This is a genomic window from Aureimonas sp. AU20, from assembly GCF_001442755.1.
GTDB lineage: Bacteria > Pseudomonadota > Alphaproteobacteria > Rhizobiales > Rhizobiaceae > Aureimonas.
In genome coordinates this window covers 2,948,727-2,968,948 of record NZ_CP006367.1, presented here as the reverse complement: position 1 = coordinate 2,968,948, position 20,222 = coordinate 2,948,727, and the positions used below count along the sequence as shown (strand labels likewise).

The window sequence follows — 20,222 nt, the reverse complement described above, 5'->3', positions numbered from 1 at the left end:
CTCGAGCGTCGTTCGGTTCGCCGAACGGCAAACGGCAACCGGACCTTGCCTGCAAGGGTAGGGTCCAACTGGAGAGTGGCAGTGGACAGAGCGGAAAAGCGCGAGTTCGTCACCGAGCTGAACGGAGCCTTCAAGGCTTCCGGCTCGATCGTGGTGGCTCGCTATGCCGGTCTCACCGTCGCGCAGATGAACGATCTTCGTACGAAGATGCGTGCGCAGGGTGGAACCGTCAAAGTCGCGAAGAACCGTCTCGCCCAAATCGCTCTTCAAGGCACGGATGCCGAGAAGATCGACGGATTGTTTCAGGGTCAGACCCTGATCGCATACTCCGCCGATCCGATCGCGGCTCCGAAGGTGGCCAACGACTTCGCCAAGGGCAACGACAAGCTCGTGATCCTCGGCGGTGCGATGGGCACCACGGCCCTCGATGCGGAAGGGGTCAAGGCTTTGGCCGCCCTTCCGTCGCTCGACGAACTGCGCGGAAAGCTGCTGGGCATGATCCAGACGCCGGCGACCCGCATCGCAGCCGTCGTTGCAGCGCCCGCGGCTCAGCTCGCGCGCGTTTTCGCGGCCTATGCCAAGAAGGACGAGGCGGCGTGAGGCTTGTTCCTCGCTGCATTCAGAACATTCGAACCATAAAGGAATACACCCATGGCTGATCTCGCCAAGATCGTTGATGACCTGTCGAGCCTGACCGTCCTCGAGGCCGCCGAGCTCTCGAAGATGCTCGAAGAGAAGTGGGGCGTCTCCGCCGCCGCTCCTGTCGCCGTTGCCGCCGCCGGTGGCGCTGGCCCGGTTGCCGAAGTGGAAGAGAAGACCGAGTTCGACGTGATCCTCGCCGAAGCCGGCGCGAACAAGATCAACGTCATCAAGGAAGTCCGTGCGATCACGGGCCTCGGCCTCAAGGAAGCCAAGGACCTCGTCGACGGCGCTCCGAAGCCGGTCAAGGAAGCCGTCTCCAAGGACGAAGCTGCCAAGATCAAGGACCAGCTCGAGAAGGCTGGCGCGAAGGTCGACGTCAAGTAAGACCGCCACTTGGCGTCTTGCTGATAAAACTGGCGGGCGGGGCGGCATTTTGCCGTTCCGCCTTCCGTGCTCGCGGCATCCCGTGCCGCACGGTGCATGTCTCCCGAAGGCCGCCTCGGCCCTCCGGAGACCTGGACTGGCCGGCAGTCCCCCATGTCTGACGCCGCGCGGCGGGCCCACCGCGACAGGCGTTCCTCCCCGGCGGGAGGACAGAAGAGTTCAGCCCTTCGGTCAAGGGCACTGACGAGAGCAAGGAGCGACGATGTCTCAGACGACGACGTTTAGCGGTCGCAGGCGCGTACGCAAGTTTTTCGGGTCGATCCCCGAAGTCGCCGAAATGCCCAACCTGATCGAGGTTCAGAAGGCCTCCTACGATCAATTCCTCATGGTGGACGAGCCCGAGGGCGGACGCCCCGAAGAGGGGCTCCAGGCCGTCTTCCGCTCCGTCTTCCCGATTTCCGACTTCGCCGGCCATTCGATGCTGGAATTCGTCAAGTACGAGTTCGAGCAGCCGAAGTTCGACGTCGACGAGTGCCGTCAGCGCGACCTGACCTATGCCGCGCCGCTGAAGGTGACGCTGCGCCTCATCGTGTTCGATGTCGACGAGGATACCGGCTCCAAGTCCATCAAGGACATCAAGGAGCAGGACGTCTACATGGGCGACATGCCGCTGATGACCATGAACGGCACGTTCATCGTCAACGGCACCGAGCGCGTGATCGTTTCGCAGATGCACCGCTCGCCGGGCGTCTTCTTCGACCATGACAAGGGCAAGTCGCACTCGTCGGGCAAGCTGCTCTTCGCCGCGCGCGTGATCCCCTATCGCGGGTCCTGGCTCGACATCGAGTTCGACGCCAAGGACATCGTGTTCGCGCGCATCGACCGTCGCCGCAAGATTCCCGTGACGTCGCTTCTCATGGCGCTCGGTATGGACGGCGAGGAAATCCTCTCGACCTTCTACAATGTGGTGAAGTTCGAGAAGGGCAAGCAGGGCTGGCGGATCCCGTTCTCGGTCGAGCGCGTGCGCGGCCAGAAGACGCTGACCGACCTCGTCGATGCGGACTCGGGCGAAGTGCTGGTGGAAGCCGGAAAGAAGGTCACCGCGCGCCAGGCTCGCCAGATGAAGGAGCGGGGCGTCGTTGCCCTGCGGGCGACCGAGGAAGACCTCTACGGCAACTATCTGGCCGAGGACATCGTCAACTACGGAACGGGCGAGATCTATCTCGAAGCCGGCGACGAGATCGACGAGAAGACGCTGAAGGTTCTGCTCGACGCAGGGCACGAGGAGATCTCGGTTCTCGACATCGACCATGTCACGGTCGGCGGCTACATCCGCAACACGCTGGCGGCCGACAAGAACGAGAACCGCCAGGACGCGCTGTTCGACATCTACCGCGTCATGCGCCCGGGCGAGCCCCCGACGATGGACACGGCCGAGGCCATGTTCCAGTCGCTGTTCTTCGATTCCGAGCGCTACGACCTTTCCGCGGTCGGCCGCGTGAAGATGAACATGCGCCTCGACGTGGCGGCCGAGGACACGGTGCGCGTGCTCCGCAAGGAAGACATCCTTGCGGTGGTGCGCACGCTCGTGGACCTTCGCGACGGCAAGGGCGAGATCGACGACATCGACAATCTCGGTAATCGCCGCGTGCGTTCGGTGGGCGAGCTGATGGAAAATCAGTATCGCGTCGGCCTGCTGCGCATGGAGCGCGCGATCAAGGAGCGCATGAGCTCGGTCGAGATCGACACGGTCATGCCGCAGGACCTGATCAACGCCAAGCCGGCGGCCGCAGCCGTGCGCGAGTTTTTCGGCTCGTCCCAGCTGTCGCAGTTCATGGACCAGACCAACCCGCTCTCCGAGATCACGCACAAGCGTCGTCTTTCGGCGCTCGGCCCCGGCGGTCTGACCCGTGAGCGCGCCGGCTTCGAAGTCCGCGACGTGCACCCGACGCACTATGGCCGTATCTGCCCGATCGAAACGCCGGAAGGCCCGAATATCGGCCTGATCAACTCGCTCGCGACCTTCGCCCGCGTCAACAAGTACGGCTTCATCGAGAGCCCGTATCGCCGCGTCGTGGACGGGGTGGTGACGAAGGAGGTCGTCTACCTCTCTGCCATGGAAGAGTCCAAGCACCACGTCGCCCAGGCGAACGCCGTGCTGACCGACGACATGCGCTTTGCCGAAGAGATCGTCATCTGCCGTCATGCCGGCGACGTGATCATTACGCCGCGCGAAAATGTCGACCTGATGGACGTGAGTCCCAAGCAGCTCGTGTCGGTTGCGGCCGCGCTCATCCCGTTCCTTGAGAACGACGACGCGAACCGTGCACTCATGGGCTCGAACATGCAGCGTCAGGCCGTGCCGCTGGTGCGCGCCGAAGCGCCGTTCGTCGGCACGGGCATGGAAGCCGTCGTGGCACGCGACTCCGGGGCGGCCATCGCGGCCCGTCGGGGCGGCGTGGTCGATCAGGTCGACGCGACGCGTATCGTCATCCGCGCGACGGAAGATCTCGAGGGCGGCCGGTCCGGCGTCGATATCTACCGTCTGATGAAGTACCAGCGCTCCAATCAGTCGACCTGCATCAACCAGCGCCCGCTGGTGAAGATGGGCGACCGGGTCAATCGCGGCGACATCATCGCGGACGGCCCGTCCACCGATCTCGGCGATCTCGCCCTGGGCCGGAACGTGCTCGTCGCGTTCATGCCGTGGAACGGCTACAACTACGAGGACTCCATCCTTCTGTCCGAGCGCATCGTCGCCGACGACGTCTTCACCTCGATCCATATCGAGGAGTTCGAGGTCATGGCGCGCGACACCAAGCTCGGCCCCGAGGAAATCACGCGCGACATTCCGAACGTTTCGGAAGAAGCGCTGAAGAACCTCGACGAAGCCGGCATCGTCTATATCGGCGCCGAAGTGCAGCCGGGCGATATCCTCGTCGGCAAGATCACGCCGAAGGGCGAAAGCCCGATGACGCCGGAAGAGAAGCTTCTGCGCGCCATCTTCGGTGAGAAGGCCTCGGACGTTCGCGACACGTCGAACCGCATGCCTCCCGGCACCTACGGCACGGTCGTGGAAGTGCGCGTCTTCAACCGCCACGGCGTGGAGAAGGACGAGCGCGCGATGGCGATCGAGCGCGAGGAAATCGAACGCCTCGCCAAGGATCGCGACGACGAGCAGGCGATCTTGGATCGCAACGTCTACGGTCGTCTGGTCGAGATGCTGGACGGGCAGGCGGCGGTCGCCGGCCCGCGCGGCTTCCGCAAGGGGACGCAGGTCTCGCCCGATGTCATGAACGAGTATCCCCGCTCGCAGTGGTGGATGTTCGCGGTCGAGGACGAGCGCGTCCAGGCCGAGCTCGAAGGGCTTCGCAGTGTCTACGACGAGTCCAAGAAGACGCTGGAGCAGCGTTTCATGGACAAGGTCGAGAAGGTGCAGCGCGGTGACGAGCTGCCTCCGGGCGTCATGAAGCAGGTGAAGGTCTTCGTCGCCGTCAAGCGCAAGATTCAGCCGGGCGACAAGATGGCCGGCCGTCACGGCAATAAGGGCGTCGTCTCGCGCATCGTTCCGGTGGAGGACATGCCCTTCACCGCCGACGGCACGCATGTCGACATCGTCTTGAACCCGCTGGGCGTGCCCTCGCGCATGAATGTCGGTCAGATCCTCGAAACGCATCTCGGCTGGGCCTGCGCCGGCATGGGCAAGCAGATCGGTGAGCTTCTCGAAGCCTACCAGCAGACCCACGACGTCACCCCTTTGCGCAACGAGATCGCGGAACTGATGGGCGACAGCGAGCGCAACGAAAAGGTGCAGCAATACGACGAGGAATCCGTCGTCACGCTCGCCAAGCAACTGCGCAAGGGGGTCTCGATCGCCACGCCCGTCTTCGACGGTGCCAACGAGCGCGACATCGTGGAGATGCTCGAAAAGGCCGGGCTCAACGGTTCGGGTCAGGTCACGCTGCATGACGGCCGTACGGGCGAGCCCTTCGACCGTCAGGTCACCGTGGGCTACATCTACATGCTGAAGCTGCACCACCTCGTGGACGACAAGATCCACGCCCGTTCGATCGGCCCGTACTCGCTGGTCACCCAGCAGCCGCTCGGTGGCAAGGCGCAGTTCGGCGGCCAGCGCTTCGGCGAAATGGAGGTCTGGGCGCTGGAAGCTTATGGTGCCGCCTACACGCTGCAGGAAATGCTGACCGTGAAGTCGGACGACGTGGCGGGCCGCACCAAGGTCTACGAGTCGATCGTGCGCGGCGACGACGCCTTCGAGTCCGGCATTCCCGAGAGCTTCAACGTTCTCGTCAAGGAAATGCGCTCGCTCGGCCTCGACGTCGATCTGGCCAACACGGTGGTCGAACTGCCCTATTCCGGGACGCCCGACGAGCGGCTTCCCGACGCGGCCGAGTAAGCCGCCTCGCAAACGCCGCCTTGTGCGGCCAAGGATCGGCGCCCACATGCGGGGGCGCCGATCGGTCTTTGCGGATAGATCTTGGCGCCGGCCCCGCCCGGCGCGTTGGGAGGCCCCGGGCCTCATAAGGAGACAGCACCATGAACCAAGAGGTTATGAATCTCTTCAATCCTCAGGTGCAGGCGCAGACGTTCGACTCGATCCGGATCTCGATCGCGAGCCCGGAGAAGATTCTTTCGTGGTCCTTCGGCGAGATCAAGAAGCCGGAAACCATCAACTACCGGACCTTCAAGCCCGAGCGCGACGGCCTGTTCTGCGCGCGCATCTTCGGGCCGATCAAGGACTACGAGTGCTTGTGCGGCAAGTACAAGCGCATGAAGTACAAGGGCATCATCTGCGAGAAGTGCGGCGTCGAGGTCACGCTCTCGCGCGTGCGGCGCGAGCGCATGGGCCATATCGAACTGGCCGCGCCGGTCGCTCACATCTGGTTCCTGAAGTCGCTCCCGAGCCGCATCGGCACGCTGCTCGACATGACGCTGAAGGACATCGAGCGGGTTCTCTATTTCGAGAACTACATTGTCACCGAACCTGGTCTCACCGCCCTGAAGGAGCATCAGCTCCTGTCGGAGGAGGAGTACCTCATCGCGGTGGACGAATATGGCGAGGATAGCTTCACTGCGCTGATCGGCGCCGAGGCGATCCAGGAGCTTCTGGCCTCGATGGATCTCGAGCGGATCGCTGGCGATCTGCGCGAGGAGCTTGCGACGACGACGTCCGAGCTCAAGACCAAGAAGCTCATGAAGCGTCTCAAGATCGTTGAGAACTTCCTCGAGTCGGGTAACCGACCCGAGTGGATGATCATGAGCGTCATTCCGGTGATCCCGCCGGATCTGCGCCCGCTCGTCCCGCTGGACGGCGGCCGTTTCGCCACGTCCGATCTGAACGATCTCTACCGCCGCGTCATCAACCGCAACAACCGCCTCAAGCGGCTGATCGAGCTGCGCGCGCCGGGCATCATCATCCGCAACGAGAAGCGCATGCTTCAGGAAGCGGTGGATGCGCTGTTCGACAACGGCCGTCGTGGCCGCGTCATCACGGGCGCCAACAAGCGTCCGCTGAAGTCGCTGTCCGACATGCTGAAGGGCAAGCAGGGCCGCTTCCGCCAGAACCTGCTGGGCAAGCGAGTCGACTATTCCGGCCGTTCGGTCATCGTGACCGGCCCGAGCCTGAAGCTGCACCAGTGCGGCCTGCCGAAAAAGATGGCGCTCGAGCTCTTCAAGCCCTTTATCTACGCGCGCCTCGACGCCAAGGGCTTCTCCTCCACGGTGAAGCAGGCCAAGAAGCTGGTCGAAAAGGAGCGTCCGGAAGTCTGGGACATCCTGGACGAGGTCATTCGCGAGCACCCGGTTCTTCTGAACCGCGCGCCGACGTTGCACCGTCTGGGCATCCAGGCCTTCGAGCCGGTGCTGATCGAAGGCAAGGCGATTCAGCTTCACCCGCTGGTCTGCACGGCCTTCAACGCGGACTTCGACGGCGACCAGATGGCGGTCCATGTGCCGCTCTCGATCGAGGCGCAGCTCGAAGCGCGCGTCCTGATGATGTCGACCAACAACATCCTGCATCCGGCGAACGGTCTTCCGATCATCGTGCCGTCGCAGGACATGGTGCTCGGCCTCTATTATCTCTCGATCATGAACGAGAACGAGCCGGGTCAGGGCATGGCCTTCGCCGATTTCGGGGAGCTCGAGCACGCCGTCGCCTCCAAGGCGGTGACGCTGCACACGAAGATCCGCGGCCGCGTGCGTTCGATCGATAAGGATGGAAATCCCACCTCGAAGATCTACGAGACGACTCCCGGTCGCATGCTGATCGGGCAGCTTCTGCCCAAGACGCACAAGATCACCTTCGACATCGCCAACGACCTGATGACGAAGAAGAACATCTCCAAGATGATCGACACCGTCTACCGCCACTGCGGTCAGAAGGACACGGTGATCTTCTGCGACCGCATCATGCAGCTTGGCTTCAAGCATGCCTGCCTCGCCGGTATCTCCTTCGGCAAGGACGACATGGTCATTCCGGAGACCAAGCCGAAGTTGATCGGCGAGACGCAGGCGCTCGCGAAGGAATACGAGCAGCAGTACAATGACGGCCTGATCACCCAGGGCGAGAAGTACAACAAAGTCGTCGACGCCTGGGCCAAGTGCACGGACAAGATCGCCGACGAGATGATGAGCCGCATCCGCGCGGTGGAGTTCGACGAGGAGACCGGCCGTCAGAAGCCGATGAACTCCATCTACATGATGTCGCACTCCGGCGCCCGCGGCTCGCCCACGCAGATGCGCCAGCTCGGCGCGATGCGCGGCCTGATGACCAAGCCTTCGGGCGAGATCATCGAGACGCCGATCATCTCGAACTTCAAGGAAGGCCTCACGGTTCTCGAGTACTTCAACTCCACCCACGGCGCCCGCAAGGGTCTCGCGGACACGGCGCTGAAGACCGCGAATTCGGGCTATCTGACCCGTCGTCTGGTCGACGTGGCGCAGGACTGCATCATCACGCAGACCGATTGCGGCACGCCGAACGGCCTGACCATGCAGCCCATCGTGGACGCCGGTCAGGTGGTGGCGACGCTCGGCCAGCGCATTCTCGGCCGCACGGTGCTGGAGGATATCCTCCATCCCGTCACTGGTGACGTGCTCGTGAAGGGCGGCATCACGGTCGAGGAACGCGACGTCGACATCATCGAGAAGGCTGGCGTGCAGTCGGTGAAAATCCGCTCGGCGCTGACCTGCGAGGTGCGCACCGGCATCTGCGCCGTCTGCTACGGTCGCGATCTCGCGCGCGGCACGCCCGTCAACATGGGTGAGGCCGTCGGCGTCATCGCGGCGCAGTCGATCGGCGAGCCGGGCACGCAGCTCACCATGCGCACGTTCCACATGGGCGGCACGGCGCAGGTGGTCGATCAGTCGTTCTTGGAAGCCTCGTACGAAGGCAGCGTCCAGATCCGCAACCGCAACGTGGTTCGCGACTCGGAAGGCCGTCTTGTGGCCATGGGCCGCAACATGGCGATCTTGATCCTCGACCCGTCGGGCAAGGAGCGGGCCTCGCACCGCGTCACCTACGGTTCGCGAATCTTCGTGGACGATGGCGATCAAGTCCGTCGCGGCCAGCGCATCGCGGAATGGGACCCGTATACCCGCCCGGTTCTGACCGAAATGGACGGCGTGATCGAGTTCGAGGACCTGGTCGAAGGTCTGTCGGTTCTGGAGCAGGCGGACGAGTCCACCGGCATCACGAAGCGTCAGGTCATCGACTGGCGCGCCAACCCACGCGGTTCCGATCTGAAGCCGGCGATCGTCATCCGCAAGGAAGACGGCACCATCGCCAAGCTGCAGCGCGGTACCGATGCGCGTTACCTCCTGTCGGTGGACGCGATCCTCTCGGTCGAGCCGGGCGCCAAGGTTCGGGCCGGTGACGTTCTTTCGCGTATTCCGATGGAAAGCGCGAAGACCAAGGACATCACGGGCGGTCTGCCGCGCGTCGCCGAACTTTTCGAGGCGCGTCGTCCCAAGGACAACGCCATCATCGCGGAGATCGACGGCACGGTTCGCTTCGGACGCGACTACAAGAACAAGCGTCGCATCATCATCGAGCCGCACGAAGACGGCATCGAGCCGGTCGAGTACCTGATCCCGAAGGGCAAGCCCTTCCATCTTCAGGAAGGCGATGTCATCGAGAAGGGCGACCACATTCTCGACGGCAACCCGGCGCCGCACGACATCCTGGCCATTCGCGGCGTGGAGGCTCTGGCCTCCTACCTCGTGAACGAAATCCAGGAAGTCTATCGTCTGCAGGGCGTGCTCATCAACGACAAGCACATCGAGGTGATCGTTCGCCAGATGCTGCAGAAGGTCGAGATCGTGGAGTCCGGGGACTCCGGCTATATTCCGGGCGACAATGTCGACCGGATCGAGCTGGCCGAAGTCAACGAGCGGCTGGAAGAGGAAGGCAAAAAGCCTGCCTCCGGCAATCCGGTTCTGCTGGGCATCACCAAGGCCTCGCTGCAGACGCCGAGCTTCATCTCGGCGGCGTCCTTCCAGGAAACCACGCGCGTCCTCACGGAAGCAGCGGTCGCCGGCAAGATGGACACGCTGCAGGGCCTCAAGGAGAACGTCATCGTCGGCCGTCTTATCCCGGCCGGTACGGGCGGCATGATGACCCAGGTGCGTCGCATCGCTTCGTCGCGCGACGACCTGATCATCGACGACCGTCGCAAGGCCTCGACGTCTCCGAATGCCGAACGGCTTCTGACGAACCTGACCAACGCCGCCGAATAAGCGCTGCGCGGAGCGAAAGAGGGGAGGGCCGTCCCAATGGGGCGGCCCTTTTCCGTAGACCGGCGAGCCCTTGTGGCTGCCGTTCGTCTTGTCAAGAACCCTTTCTGAACCAGGGCTTGACGAGGCGTCGTAGAATCGTTAAACACCCGCCAACAGAGCCGATGTGAGGCACCAGTTTTCTCGGACGACGCGTCCGGGACTAGCTCCTCAAACAAGGCTTCGTTCAACGAGACGCACCATTGCTGGTCGCACGATTGCGGTTTTGCCCGTAATCCTCTGCTTCATTCCGGGCAGACCTCTTATTAGATGAGGTCGACGCCCGGTTTCGCGTATGAGCTATACGGCTCGAATCGCGGCTGGCGTCGACCGTTTCGAACCGAGATTTGAGAAGAAGGAAGGTTGGAATGCCGACCATCAACCAGCTGATCCGGAAGCCGCGCGTTCGCCCAAGCGAGCGCAACACGGTTCCGGCCCTCCAGGCCAATCCCCAGAAGCGCGGTGTTTGCACCCGTGTTTATACCACGACCCCGAAGAAGCCGAACTCGGCTCTTCGTAAGGTCGCCAAGGTGCGTCTGGTCAACGGCTTCGAGGTGATCGGCTACATCCCGGGCGAGGGCCACAACCTTCAGGAGCACTCCGTGGTCATGATCCGCGGCGGGCGCGTGAAGGATCTTCCGGGCGTGCGCTACCACATCATCCGCGGTGTGCTCGATACGCAGGGCGTCAAGGATCGTCGTCAGCGCCGTTCCAAGTACGGCGCGAAGCGTCCGAAGTAAGCCTGAACGACCGAGTTTAGAGAGAATATTCGATGTCCCGTCGTCACTCTGCAGAAAAGCGCGAGATCAACCCGGATCCGAAGTTCGGTGATCTCGTCGTTACGAAGTTCATGAACGCCGTCATGTATGACGGCAAGAAGTCGGTGGCGGAGCGCATCGTCTACGGTGCCTTCGACATCATGGGCGAGAAGACCCGCCAGGATGCGATCGGCATCTTCCATCAGGCGCTCGAGAACGTCGCGCCGCATGTCGAAGTGCGCTCGCGCCGCGTCGGCGGCGCGACCTATCAGGTCCCGGTCGATGTTCGTCCCGAGCGCCGTCAGGCTCTGGCGATCCGTTGGCTGATCAATGCGGCCCGCAGCCGCAACGAGACCACGATGGTCGATCGTCTTTCGGGCGAGCTGCTCGACGCGGCGAACAACCGCGGCAGCGCCGTCAAGAAGCGCGAAGACACCCATCGCATGGCGGAAGCGAACCGCGCGTTCTCGCATTACCGCTGGTAAGTCCGGCTTCAATCCGAAAGGCGACGCCCGATGGCCCGCGAATACAAGATCGAAGACTACCGCAATTTCGGCATCATGGCCCACATCGATGCCGGCAAGACGACGACCACCGAGCGGATTCTCTACTACACCGGCAAGTCCCATAAGATCGGCGAAGTCCATGACGGCGCCGCGACCATGGACTGGATGGAGCAGGAGCAGGAGCGCGGCATCACGATCACGTCCGCCGCGACCACGACCTACTGGAAGGGGCGCGATGAGAAAATGCGCCGCTTCAACATCATCGACACGCCGGGACACGTCGATTTCACGATCGAGGTCGAGCGTTCGCTGCGCGTTCTCGACGGTGCCATCGCGCTGCTCGACGCCAATGCCGGCGTGGAGCCGCAGACGGAAACCGTCTGGCGCCAGGCCGACAAGTACCACGTGCCGCGCATGATGTTCGTCAACAAGATGGACAAGACGGGCGCGGACTTCTTCCGCTGCGTGGACATGATCAAGACCCGCCTCGGCGCGCGTCCGATCGTCGTGCAGCTGCCGATCGGCGCCGAGAACGAGTTCAAGGGCGTCGTCGATCTGATCGAGATGAAGGCTCTGGTCTGGCGCGACGAGTCGCTCGGCGCCCAGTGGGACGTCGTCGAGATCCCGGACGACCTCGCCGATCAGGCGCAGGAATATCGCGAGCTCATGATCGAGACCGCGGTCGAAGTCGATGAAGCCGCCATGGAAGCCTATCTCGAAGGCAACATGCCGGACAACGACCAGCTCCGCGCGCTGATCCGCAAGGGCACCTGCGAAGTCACGTTCACGCCGATCTTCTGCGGCTCGGCCTTCAAGAACAAGGGCGTTCAGCCGCTGCTCGACGGCGTGGTGGACTTTCTTCCTTCGCCGGTCGATGTGCCCGCCATCAAGGGCATCGACCCGAAGAACGAGACCGAGACGACGCGCGTGTCTTCGGACGACGAGCCGCTTTCGATGCTCGCCTTCAAGATCATGAACGACCCGTTCGTCGGTTCGCTCACCTTCTGCCGCATCTACTCCGGCAAGCTGACCAAGGGCACCGGCGTCCAGAATACGGTGAAGGAAAAGCGCGAGCGCATCGGCCGCATGCTGCAGATGCACTCGAACTCGCGTGAAGACATCGAAGAGGCGTTCGCCGGCGATATCGTCGCTCTGGCTGGCCTCAAGGAAGTCACCACGGGCGACACGCTTTGCGATCCGCTGAAGCCGGTCATCCTGGAGCGCATGGAATTCCCCGATCCGGTCATCGAGATCGCGATCGAGCCGAAGACCAAGGGCGATCAGGAAAAGATGGGCCTCGCGCTCAACCGTCTCGCGGCCGAGGATCCGTCCTTCCGCGTCAAGACGGACGAAGAGTCCGGCCAGACGATCATCGCCGGCATGGGCGAGCTTCACCTCGACATTCTCGTCGATCGCATGAAGCGCGAGTTCAAGGTCGAAGCGAATATCGGTGCCCCGCAGGTGGCCTATCGCGAGACGATCACGCGCGCGGCCGATGTCGACTACACGCACAAGAAGCAGACCGGTGGTACCGGCCAGTTCGCTCGCGTGAAGCTGCACATCGAGCCGGGCGAGCCCACCACGGGCTACGTGTTCGAGTCGAAGATCATCGGCGGCGCGGTTCCCAAGGAATACGTGCCGGGTGTCCAGAAGGGCATCGCTTCAGTGATGACCTCGGGTCCTCTCGCGGGCTTCCCGATGGTCGACATCAAGGCCGAGCTGATCGACGGCGCCTATCACGACGTCGACTCGTCGGTCCTGGCTTTCGAAATCGCCTCGCGCGCTGGCTTCCGCGAAGCCATCCAGAAGGCGGGTCCGAAGCTCCTCGAGCCGATCATGAAGGTCGAGGTGGTGACGCCGGAAGACTACGTCGGTGATGTCATCGGCGACTTGAACAGTCGTCGTGGCCAGATCCAGGGCACGGAATCGCGCGGAATCGCGACTGTCGTCAATGCGATGGTTCCCCTCGCGAATATGTTCGGCTATGTGAACACGCTGCGTTCGATGTCTCAGGGCCGTGCCCAGTACTCGATGCAGTTCGATCACTACGAGCAGGTCCCGAACCAGGTCGCGGAAGAGATCCAGAAGAAGTTCGCCTGACGCGTCAGGCGAAGGCGAACCCTTGTTGGCTCCCAGGAGCCGAACGAACGAATTGATGGAGTGCCGCAATGGCCAAGAGCAAATTTGAGCGCAACAAGCCGCACGTGAACATTGGCACGATCGGCCACGTCGATCATGGCAAGACGTCGCTGACGGCTGCGATCACGAAGTATTTTGGCGAGTTCCGCGCCTACGACCAGATCGACGCGGCGCCGGAAGAGAAGGCGCGCGGGATCACGATCTCGACGGCGCACGTGGAGTACGAGACGGAGAACCGTCACTACGCGCACGTCGACTGCCCCGGTCACGCCGACTACGTGAAGAACATGATCACGGGCGCGGCGCAGATGGACGGCGCGATCCTGGTGTGTTCGGCGGCCGACGGCCCGATGCCGCAGACCCGCGAGCACATCCTGCTGGCGCGTCAGGTCGGCGTTCCCGCGATCGTGGTGTTCCTGAACAAGGTGGACCAGGTCGACGATCCCGAGCTGCTCGAGCTGGTCGAGCTGGAGCTGCGTGAGCTTCTGTCGCTCTACGAGTTCCCGGGCGACGACATTCCGATCGTCAAGGGCTCGGCCCTGGCCGCTCTCGAAGACTCCAACAAGGAGATCGGCGAGAACGCGGTTCGCGCGCTGATGAAGGAAGTCGACGCCTACATCCCGACGCCGGAGCGTCCGGTCGACCTTCCGTTCCTGATGCCGATCGAAGACGTGTTCTCGATCTCGGGCCGCGGCACGGTGGTGACGGGCCGCGTCGAGCGCGGCATCGTGAAGGTGGGCGAGGAAGTCGAGATCGTCGGCATCCGCGACACCAAGAAGACGACGGTGACGGGCGTCGAGATGTTCCGCAAGCTTCTGGACCAGGGCCAGGCGGGCGACAACATCGGCGCGCTGGTTCGCGGCGTGGATCGCGAGGGCGTGGAGCGCGGTCAGGTTCTTTGCAAGCCGGGTTCGGTGAAGCCGCACACGCGCTTCATGGCCGAGGCCTACATCCTGACCAAGGAAGAGGGCGGCCGCCACACGCCGTTCTTCACCAACTACCGTCCGCAGTTCTACTTCCGCACGACGGACGTGACGGGCGTGGTGACGCTTCCCGAGGGCACCGAGATGGTGATGCCGGGCGACAACGTGACGATGGACGTCAAGCTGATCGTTCCGATCGCCATGGAAGAGAAGCTGCGCTTCGCCATCCGCGAAGGCGGCCGCACCGTCGGCGCCGGTATCGTCGCCAGCATCGTCGAGTAATCGACGTAAACACTTGAATTAGAGAACGCGGCGGTCTACACCGCCGCGTTCTCTTTGCCCTTCGGGGCGGTTTGGACGCCGTTGAGGCGTCCTGTTTGAATTGGCTGAAGACTGTTTTAGCGCTCGGATAGCGCCGGCTCTCCGGCATGTCTCCGACGGAAGGACGAATGCAATGAACGGCCAGAATATCCGCATCCGCCTGAAGGCGTTCGACCATCGTGTGCTCGACGCTTCCACTCGCGAGATCGTATCCACGGCGAAACGTACAGGCGCCAACGTGCGCGGGCCGATCCCGCTGCCGACGCGCATCGAGAAGTTCACGGTGAACCGCTCGCCCCATATCGACAAGAAGTCGCGCGAGCAGTTCGAGATGCGGACGCACAAGCGTCTTCTCGACATCGTCGACCCCACTCCGCAGACCGTGGACGCGCTGATGAAGCTCGATCTCGCCGCCGGCGTGGATGTCGAGATCAAGCTCTAACGAGCTCAACAAGAACCGAACCGGGCGACACACCCGATAGGTTCCTCTGAAGAAAGAACGAATATATGCGTTCAGGTGTGATTGCACAGAAGGTCGGCATGACGCGCATCTACAATGATGCAGGCGAGCATGTTCCGGTCACGGTCCTAAAGATCGAAAACCTGCAGGTCGTGGGTCAGCGGACCCAGGAGAAGCATGGCTATACCGCCGTCCAGCTCGGCGTCGGTCTCGCCAAGGTCAAGAACACGTCCAAGGCCATGCGCGGCGTCTTCGCCCAGGCCTCGGTCGAGCCCAAGCGTAAGGTCGCCGAGTTCCGCGTTTCCGACGACAATCTCGTCGAGATCGGCGCGGAGATCACGGCCGAGCACTTCGTCGCGGGCCAGCTGGTGGACGTCACCGGCACCTCGATCGGTAAGGGCTTCGCCGGTGCCATGAAGCGCCACAATTTCGGTGGTCTGCGCGCCACGCACGGCGTGTCAGTGTCGCACCGCTCGCATGGTTCGACGGGTCAGCGTCAGGATCCGGGTAAGGTCTTTAAGAACAAGAAGATGGCCGGTCACATGGGTCAGACCCGCGTGACGACCCAGAACCTCGAAGTCATCCGGACCGATGCGGACAAGGGCCTGCTCCTGATCCGTGGCGCGGTTCCGGGCTCGAAGGGCGGTTGGATCCTGGTTCGCGATGCGGTCAAGGTGCCGCTGCCCGCGAACGCGCCCAAGCCCGCCGCGATCCGCCAGGCCGGCAACAACGGCTCGGCAGCTGAAGCCGCTTCCGAGGGTACGGAATAATGGACATCAAGATCACATCCCTTTCCGGCGGCGAAGCTGGCTCGGTGACGCTGGCGGACGAGATCTTCGGTCTCGAGCCCCGCGAGGACATTCTTCAGCGCGTCGTGCGTTGGCAGCTCGCCAAGCGACAGCAGGGTTCGCACCAGACGCTCGGCCGTGCCGAGATCGCCCGCACCGGCGCCAAGCTCTACAAGCAGAAGGGCACCGGTCGCGCTCGTCACGGTTCTGCTCGCGCTCCGCAGTTCCGCGGCGGTGGCAAGGCCCACGGCCCGGTTTCGCGCTCGCACGCCCATGACCTGCCGAAGAAGCTCCGCGCCCTCGGCCTGAAGCATGCACTTTCGGCCAAGGCGAAGTCGGGCGGCCTCATCGTCGTCGACGAGATCGCATCGAGCGACGGCAAGACCAAGGCGGTCGCCACCCAGCTCGCCGGTCTCGGCTGGACCAATGCGCTGATCATCGGCGGCTCCGAGCTCGACGTGAACTTCTCGCGTTCGGCCCGCAATCTTCCGAACATCGACGTGCTGCCGGTTCAGGGCATCAACGTCTATGACATTCTTCGCCGTCAGACGCTTGTCCTGTCGAAGGCGGCCGTCGAGGCTCTCGAGGAGCGCTTCAAATGACCGATCTTCGTCACTACGACGTCATCACCAGCCCGGTGATCACCGAGAAGTCGACCCTCGTGTCCGACTTCAACCAGGTGATCTTCAACGTTCCCGACACCGCGACCAAGCCGCAGATCAAGGCAGCCGTCGAGGCCCTGTTCGGCGTGAAGGTCACCGCTGTGAACACGTTGAACCGCAAGGGCAAGACCCGTCGCTTCAAGGGCCGTCTCGGCCGCCAGAGCGACCAGAAGAAGGCGATCGTGACGCTGGCCGAAGGCCAGTCCATCGACGTCTCGACCGGTCTCTGACGGTTGGCCGCGAGGAATTGAGAACATGGCACTGAAAAGCTTCAACCCGGTCACCCCGAGCCAGCGCCAGCTGGTCATCGTCGACCGTTCGGGTCTGTGGAAAGGCAAGCCGGTCAAGCAGTTGACCGAAGGCCTGACCCAGAAGGGCGGCCGCAACAACATGGGCCGTATCACGGCCCGCTACCAGGGCGGCGGTCACAAGCGCACCTACCGCATGATCGACTTCAAGCGTCGCAAGCTTGATGTCGCCGGCACGGTGGAGCGTCTCGAGTACGATCCGAACCGCACTGCGTTCATCGCCCTGATCCGCTATGCGGACGGCGAGCTCGCCTACATCCTGGCTCCGCAGCGTCTCGCTGCCGGCGATCAGATCATCTCCGGCCTGACCGGCGTCGATGTGAAGCCCGGCAATGCGATGCCGCTCTCGGCCATGCCGGTCGGCACCATCATCCACAATGTGGAGATGAAGCCGGAGAAGGGCGGTCAGATTGCTCGCTCCGCCGGTGCCTACGCGCAGCTCGTTGGTCGCGACCAGGGTATGGCGATCCTTCGCCTGAACTCGGGCGAGCAGCGTCTCGTTTCCGGCTCGTGCTTCGCCACGGTCGGCGCCGTGTCCAACCCGGACCATGGCAACATCAATCTGGGCAAGGCCGGTCGCGCGGTCTGGCTCGGTCGTCGGCCTCATGTTCGCGGCGTCGCGATGAACCCGGTCGATCACCCGCATGGTGGTGGCGAAGGCCGCACCTCGGGTGGCCGTCATCCGGTCTCGCCGTGGGGCAAGCCGACGAAGGGCAAGCGGACGCGTCAGAACAAGTCCACGGACAAGTTCATCATGCGCTCGCGCCATCAGCGCAAGAAGTAAGGGAAACACTCCATGACACGTTCCGTCTGGAAAGGTCCGTTCGTTGATGGCTACCTGCTGAAGAAGGCCGATAAGGTCCGCTCCGGCGGTCGCAACGAAGTCATCAAGATCTGGACCCGCCGGTCCACGATTCTGCCGCAGTTCATCGGTTTGACCTTCGGCGTCTACAACGGCAACAAGCACATCCCGGTCACGGTCAACGAGGATATGGTCGGACACAAGTTCGGCGAATTCTCCCCGACCCGCACCTATTACGGCCACGGCGCCGACAAGAAGGCGAAGAGGAAGTAACATGGGCAAGGCCAAAACTGAGCGGGCGCTCAAAGACAACGAGGCGCGGGCCGTCGCTCGCACCATCCGCGTCAGCCCGCAGAAGTTGAACCTGGTCGCGCAGCTGATCCGCGGCAAGAAGGTGGAGCGCGCTCTCGCGGACCTCACCTTCTCGCGCAAGCGGATCGCCGAGACCGTGAAGAAGACGCTGGAAAGCGCCATCGCGAACGCCGAGAACAATCATGATCTCGACGTCGACGCCCTGGTGGTCTCCGAGGCGTTCGTCGGCAAGTCGATCACGATGAAGCGTTTCCACGCTCGTGGCCGTGGTCGCGCGAGCCGTGTCGAGAAGCCGTTCTCGCACCTCACGATCGTGGTGCGTGAAGTGGCCGAAGAGGGAGCCGCGTAATGGGTCAGAAAGTCAATCCGATCGGCCTCCGACTCGGCATCAACCGGACCTGGGATTCGCGTTGGTTCGCGAATACCAACGAGTACGGCAAGCTGCTTCACGAGGACCTTGCGATCCGCAAGTACCTTCTGAACGAGCTGAAGCAGGCGGCGGTCTCCAAGGTCGTCATCGAGCGCCCGCACAAGAAGTGCCGCGTCACGATCCATTCGGCTCGTCCGGGCATCGTGATCGGCAAGAAGGGCGCCGACATCGAGAAGCTTCGCAAGAAGCTCTCGACCATGACGAACGCCGAGACGCACATCAACATCGTCGAGGTGCGCAAGCCTGAGACCGACGCGACGCTGGTCGCGCAGGGTATCACGCAGCAGCTCGAGCGTCGTATCGCCTTCCGTCGCGCCATGAAGCGCGCGGTCCAGTCGGCGATGCGTCTGGGCGCCGAAGGCATCCGCATCAATTGCTCGGGTCGTCTGGGCGGCGCGGAAATCGCCCGCATGGAATGGTACCGCGAGGGCCGCGTGCCCCTGCACACCCTTCGTGCGGACGTCGACTACGGCACGGCCGAGGCGCACACGGCTTATGGCGTGTGCGGCGTGAAGGTCTGGATCTTCAAGGGCGAAATCCTTGAGCACGATCCGATGGCTTCCGAGCGCCGCGCGGTTGAAGGTGAAGCCTCGGGTGGCGGCAACAACCGTCGTCGCGAGCGCGATCGCGATCACGCCTGATAGGCCAGCTCCGGAGTAGATGAAATGTTGCAGCCAAAGCGCACGAAGTTCCGGAAGGCGTTCAAGGGACGCATTCACGGGGCTTCCAAGGCCGGCGCCGTACTCAGCTACGGCACGTTCGGCCTCAAGGCTCTTGAGCCGGAGCGCGTCACCGCACGCCAGATCGAGGCGGCTCGCCGCGCGATCACGCGTCAGATGAAGCGCCAGGGCCGGGTGTGGATCCGTATCTTCCCCGACCTTCCGGTCACCGCAAAGCCGACCGAAGTCCGCATGGGTAAGGGCAAGGGCGCGATCGAATACTGGGCGGCACGCGTCGCCCCCGGTCGCATCATGTTCGAGATCGACGGCGTTGCCGAGGAGGTCGCTCGCGAGGCGCTTCGTCTCGGTGCGGCGAAGCTTCCGATCCGTACCCGTTTCATTCAGCGCATCGCCGAATAAGGGGGAGGGATCATGAAAGCCTCCGATATCGTCTCCAAGACGCAGGACGAACTGACCGAAGAACTCGGCAAGCTGAAAAAAGAGCAGTTTAATCTGCGCTTCCAGCGTGCTACAGGCCAGCTCGAAAATACGGCTCGGGTCAAGGAAATTCGCCGCGACATCGCCCGTATCAAGACCATCGCCCGCCAGAAGGCGGACACGGCCAAGGCCTGAAGGTAGATTAAACTATGCCGAAACGCGTTTTGCAGGGGACTGTGGTCTCCGATAAGAATGACAAGACGGTCGTCGTGCTCGTGGAGCGTCGCTTCACGCATCCGCTCTTCAAGAAGACCGTTCGTCGGTCCAAGAAGTACAAGGCGCACGACGAGTCGAACCAGTTCAAGGTCGGCGACATGGTCTCCATCGAGGAGACCCGTCCGATCTCCAAGGACAAGACCTGGATCGTCGTTGCAGGCGAAGCAGCGGCTCGTTGAACTCTTGTGCCGGGGTGAAGCGCGCGATCCCGCGCTCCCCGGCCGCTCGTTTATTTGAAGGCGGCCTCACATGATTCAGATGCAAACAAACCTCGACGTGGCGGACAATTCCGGCGCACGTCGTGTCATGTGCATCAAAGTGCTGGGCGGTTCCAAGCGGAAGTATGCTTCGGTCGGCGACATCATCGTCGTTTCGATCAAGGAAGCCATTCCGCGTGGCCGCGTTAAGAAGGGTGACGTGATGAAGGCGGTGGTCGTTCGCACCGCCAAGGACATCCGTCGCGCCGATGGTTCGGTGATCCGGTTCGACCGCAATGCGGCCGTTCTCATCGACAACAAGAAAGAGCCGGTCGGCACCCGTATCTTCGGACCGGTTCCCCGCGAGCTTCGCGCGCGGAACCACATGAAGATCATTTCCCTGGCACCTGAAGTGCTGTAAGGAGCC

At 63.0% G+C, this 20,222-nt stretch carries 20 protein-coding genes; all 20 read left to right on the top strand.

Annotation, left to right across the window (positions count from 1 at the left end):
• Positions 1–81: 81 nt before the first annotated feature.
• On the top strand, positions 82–600 hold the full coding sequence (rplJ, locus tag M673_RS13355; RefSeq protein ID WP_061976504.1) for a 50S ribosomal protein L10: 519 nt from the start codon (positions 82–84) through the stop codon (positions 598–600).
• A gap of 51 nt (positions 601–651) precedes the next feature.
• Positions 652–1,026, top strand: coding sequence for a 50S ribosomal protein L7/L12 (gene rplL / locus M673_RS13350; RefSeq protein ID WP_061976503.1), 375 nt, complete (start codon positions 652–654; stop codon positions 1,024–1,026).
• Positions 1,027–1,288: 262 nt separating this feature from the next.
• Positions 1,289–5,440, top strand: coding sequence for a DNA-directed RNA polymerase subunit beta (rpoB, locus tag M673_RS13345; RefSeq protein ID WP_061976502.1), 4,152 nt, complete (start codon positions 1,289–1,291; stop codon positions 5,438–5,440).
• A 140-nt stretch (positions 5,441–5,580) separates the two neighbouring features.
• The gene (rpoC, locus tag M673_RS13340) at positions 5,581–9,780 is read left to right on the top strand and encodes a DNA-directed RNA polymerase subunit beta' (protein ID WP_061976501.1); all 4,200 of its coding nucleotides are present in this window, start codon (positions 5,581–5,583) and stop codon (positions 9,778–9,780) included.
• 404 nt (positions 9,781–10,184) lie between these two features.
• The gene (gene rpsL / locus M673_RS13335; RefSeq protein WP_019998957.1) at positions 10,185–10,556 is read left to right on the top strand and encodes a 30S ribosomal protein S12; all 372 of its coding nucleotides are present in this window, start codon (positions 10,185–10,187) and stop codon (positions 10,554–10,556) included.
• 32 nt (positions 10,557–10,588) lie between these two features.
• A complete protein-coding gene (gene rpsG / locus M673_RS13330) occupies positions 10,589–11,059 on the top strand; it encodes a 30S ribosomal protein S7 (protein WP_061976500.1) in 471 nt (156 codons plus the stop codon).
• Positions 11,060–11,089: 30 nt separating this feature from the next.
• Positions 11,090–13,180 carry an elongation factor G gene (fusA, locus tag M673_RS13325; RefSeq protein WP_061976499.1) on the top strand — a complete coding sequence of 697 codons (2,091 nt, stop codon included), beginning with the start codon at positions 11,090–11,092 and terminating at the stop codon, positions 13,178–13,180.
• A 68-nt stretch (positions 13,181–13,248) separates the two neighbouring features.
• Positions 13,249–14,424, top strand: coding sequence for an elongation factor Tu (tuf, locus tag M673_RS13320; protein ID WP_061976498.1), 1,176 nt, complete (start codon positions 13,249–13,251; stop codon positions 14,422–14,424).
• Positions 14,425–14,596: 172 nt separating this feature from the next.
• Entirely contained in the window at positions 14,597–14,905 is a 309-nt protein-coding gene (gene rpsJ / locus M673_RS13315; RefSeq protein WP_007066362.1) for a 30S ribosomal protein S10, read from the top strand.
• 65 nt (positions 14,906–14,970) lie between these two features.
• Positions 14,971–15,693, top strand: a complete 723-nt coding sequence (rplC, locus tag M673_RS13310; RefSeq protein WP_061976497.1) for a 50S ribosomal protein L3 — start codon at positions 14,971–14,973, stop codon at positions 15,691–15,693.
• The gene (gene rplD / locus M673_RS13305) at positions 15,693–16,313 is read left to right on the top strand and encodes a 50S ribosomal protein L4 (RefSeq protein ID WP_061976496.1); all 621 of its coding nucleotides are present in this window, start codon (positions 15,693–15,695) and stop codon (positions 16,311–16,313) included. Before rplC ends, rplD begins: the two co-directional genes overlap by 1 nt.
• A complete protein-coding gene (locus tag M673_RS13300) occupies positions 16,310–16,603 on the top strand; it encodes a 50S ribosomal protein L23 (protein WP_061976495.1) in 294 nt (97 codons plus the stop codon). Before rplD ends, M673_RS13300 begins: the two co-directional genes overlap by 4 nt.
• A 25-nt stretch (positions 16,604–16,628) precedes the next feature.
• Positions 16,629–17,465 (top strand): 50S ribosomal protein L2, encoded by an 837-nt coding sequence (rplB, locus tag M673_RS13295; RefSeq protein WP_061976494.1) that lies wholly within the window; start codon positions 16,629–16,631, stop codon positions 17,463–17,465.
• A gap of 12 nt (positions 17,466–17,477) precedes the next feature.
• A complete protein-coding gene (gene rpsS, locus M673_RS13290; RefSeq protein WP_061976493.1) occupies positions 17,478–17,756 on the top strand; it encodes a 30S ribosomal protein S19 in 279 nt (92 codons plus the stop codon).
• A gap of 1 nt (position 17,757) precedes the next feature.
• Positions 17,758–18,144 carry a 50S ribosomal protein L22 gene (gene rplV, locus M673_RS13285; RefSeq protein WP_061976492.1) on the top strand — a complete coding sequence of 129 codons (387 nt, stop codon included), beginning with the start codon at positions 17,758–17,760 and terminating at the stop codon, positions 18,142–18,144.
• On the top strand, positions 18,144–18,866 hold the full coding sequence (gene rpsC / locus M673_RS13280; RefSeq protein WP_061976491.1) for a 30S ribosomal protein S3: 723 nt from the start codon (positions 18,144–18,146) through the stop codon (positions 18,864–18,866). The genes rplV and rpsC overlap by 1 nt, the downstream gene beginning before the upstream one ends.
• 24 nt (positions 18,867–18,890) lie before the next feature.
• Complete coding sequence (rplP, locus tag M673_RS13275) at positions 18,891–19,304, top strand: 50S ribosomal protein L16 (RefSeq protein WP_058599894.1); 414 nt, start codon at positions 18,891–18,893, stop codon at positions 19,302–19,304.
• 12 nt (positions 19,305–19,316) lie between these two features.
• Positions 19,317–19,517 (top strand): 50S ribosomal protein L29, encoded by a 201-nt coding sequence (gene rpmC, locus M673_RS13270; RefSeq protein ID WP_061976490.1) that lies wholly within the window; start codon positions 19,317–19,319, stop codon positions 19,515–19,517.
• 14 nt (positions 19,518–19,531) lie between these two features.
• The gene (rpsQ, locus tag M673_RS13265; RefSeq protein WP_061976489.1) at positions 19,532–19,777 is read left to right on the top strand and encodes a 30S ribosomal protein S17; all 246 of its coding nucleotides are present in this window, start codon (positions 19,532–19,534) and stop codon (positions 19,775–19,777) included.
• Between the two features lie 70 nt (positions 19,778–19,847).
• Entirely contained in the window at positions 19,848–20,216 is a 369-nt protein-coding gene (gene rplN, locus M673_RS13260; RefSeq protein ID WP_061976488.1) for a 50S ribosomal protein L14, read from the top strand.
• Positions 20,217–20,222: the final 6 nt, after the last annotated feature.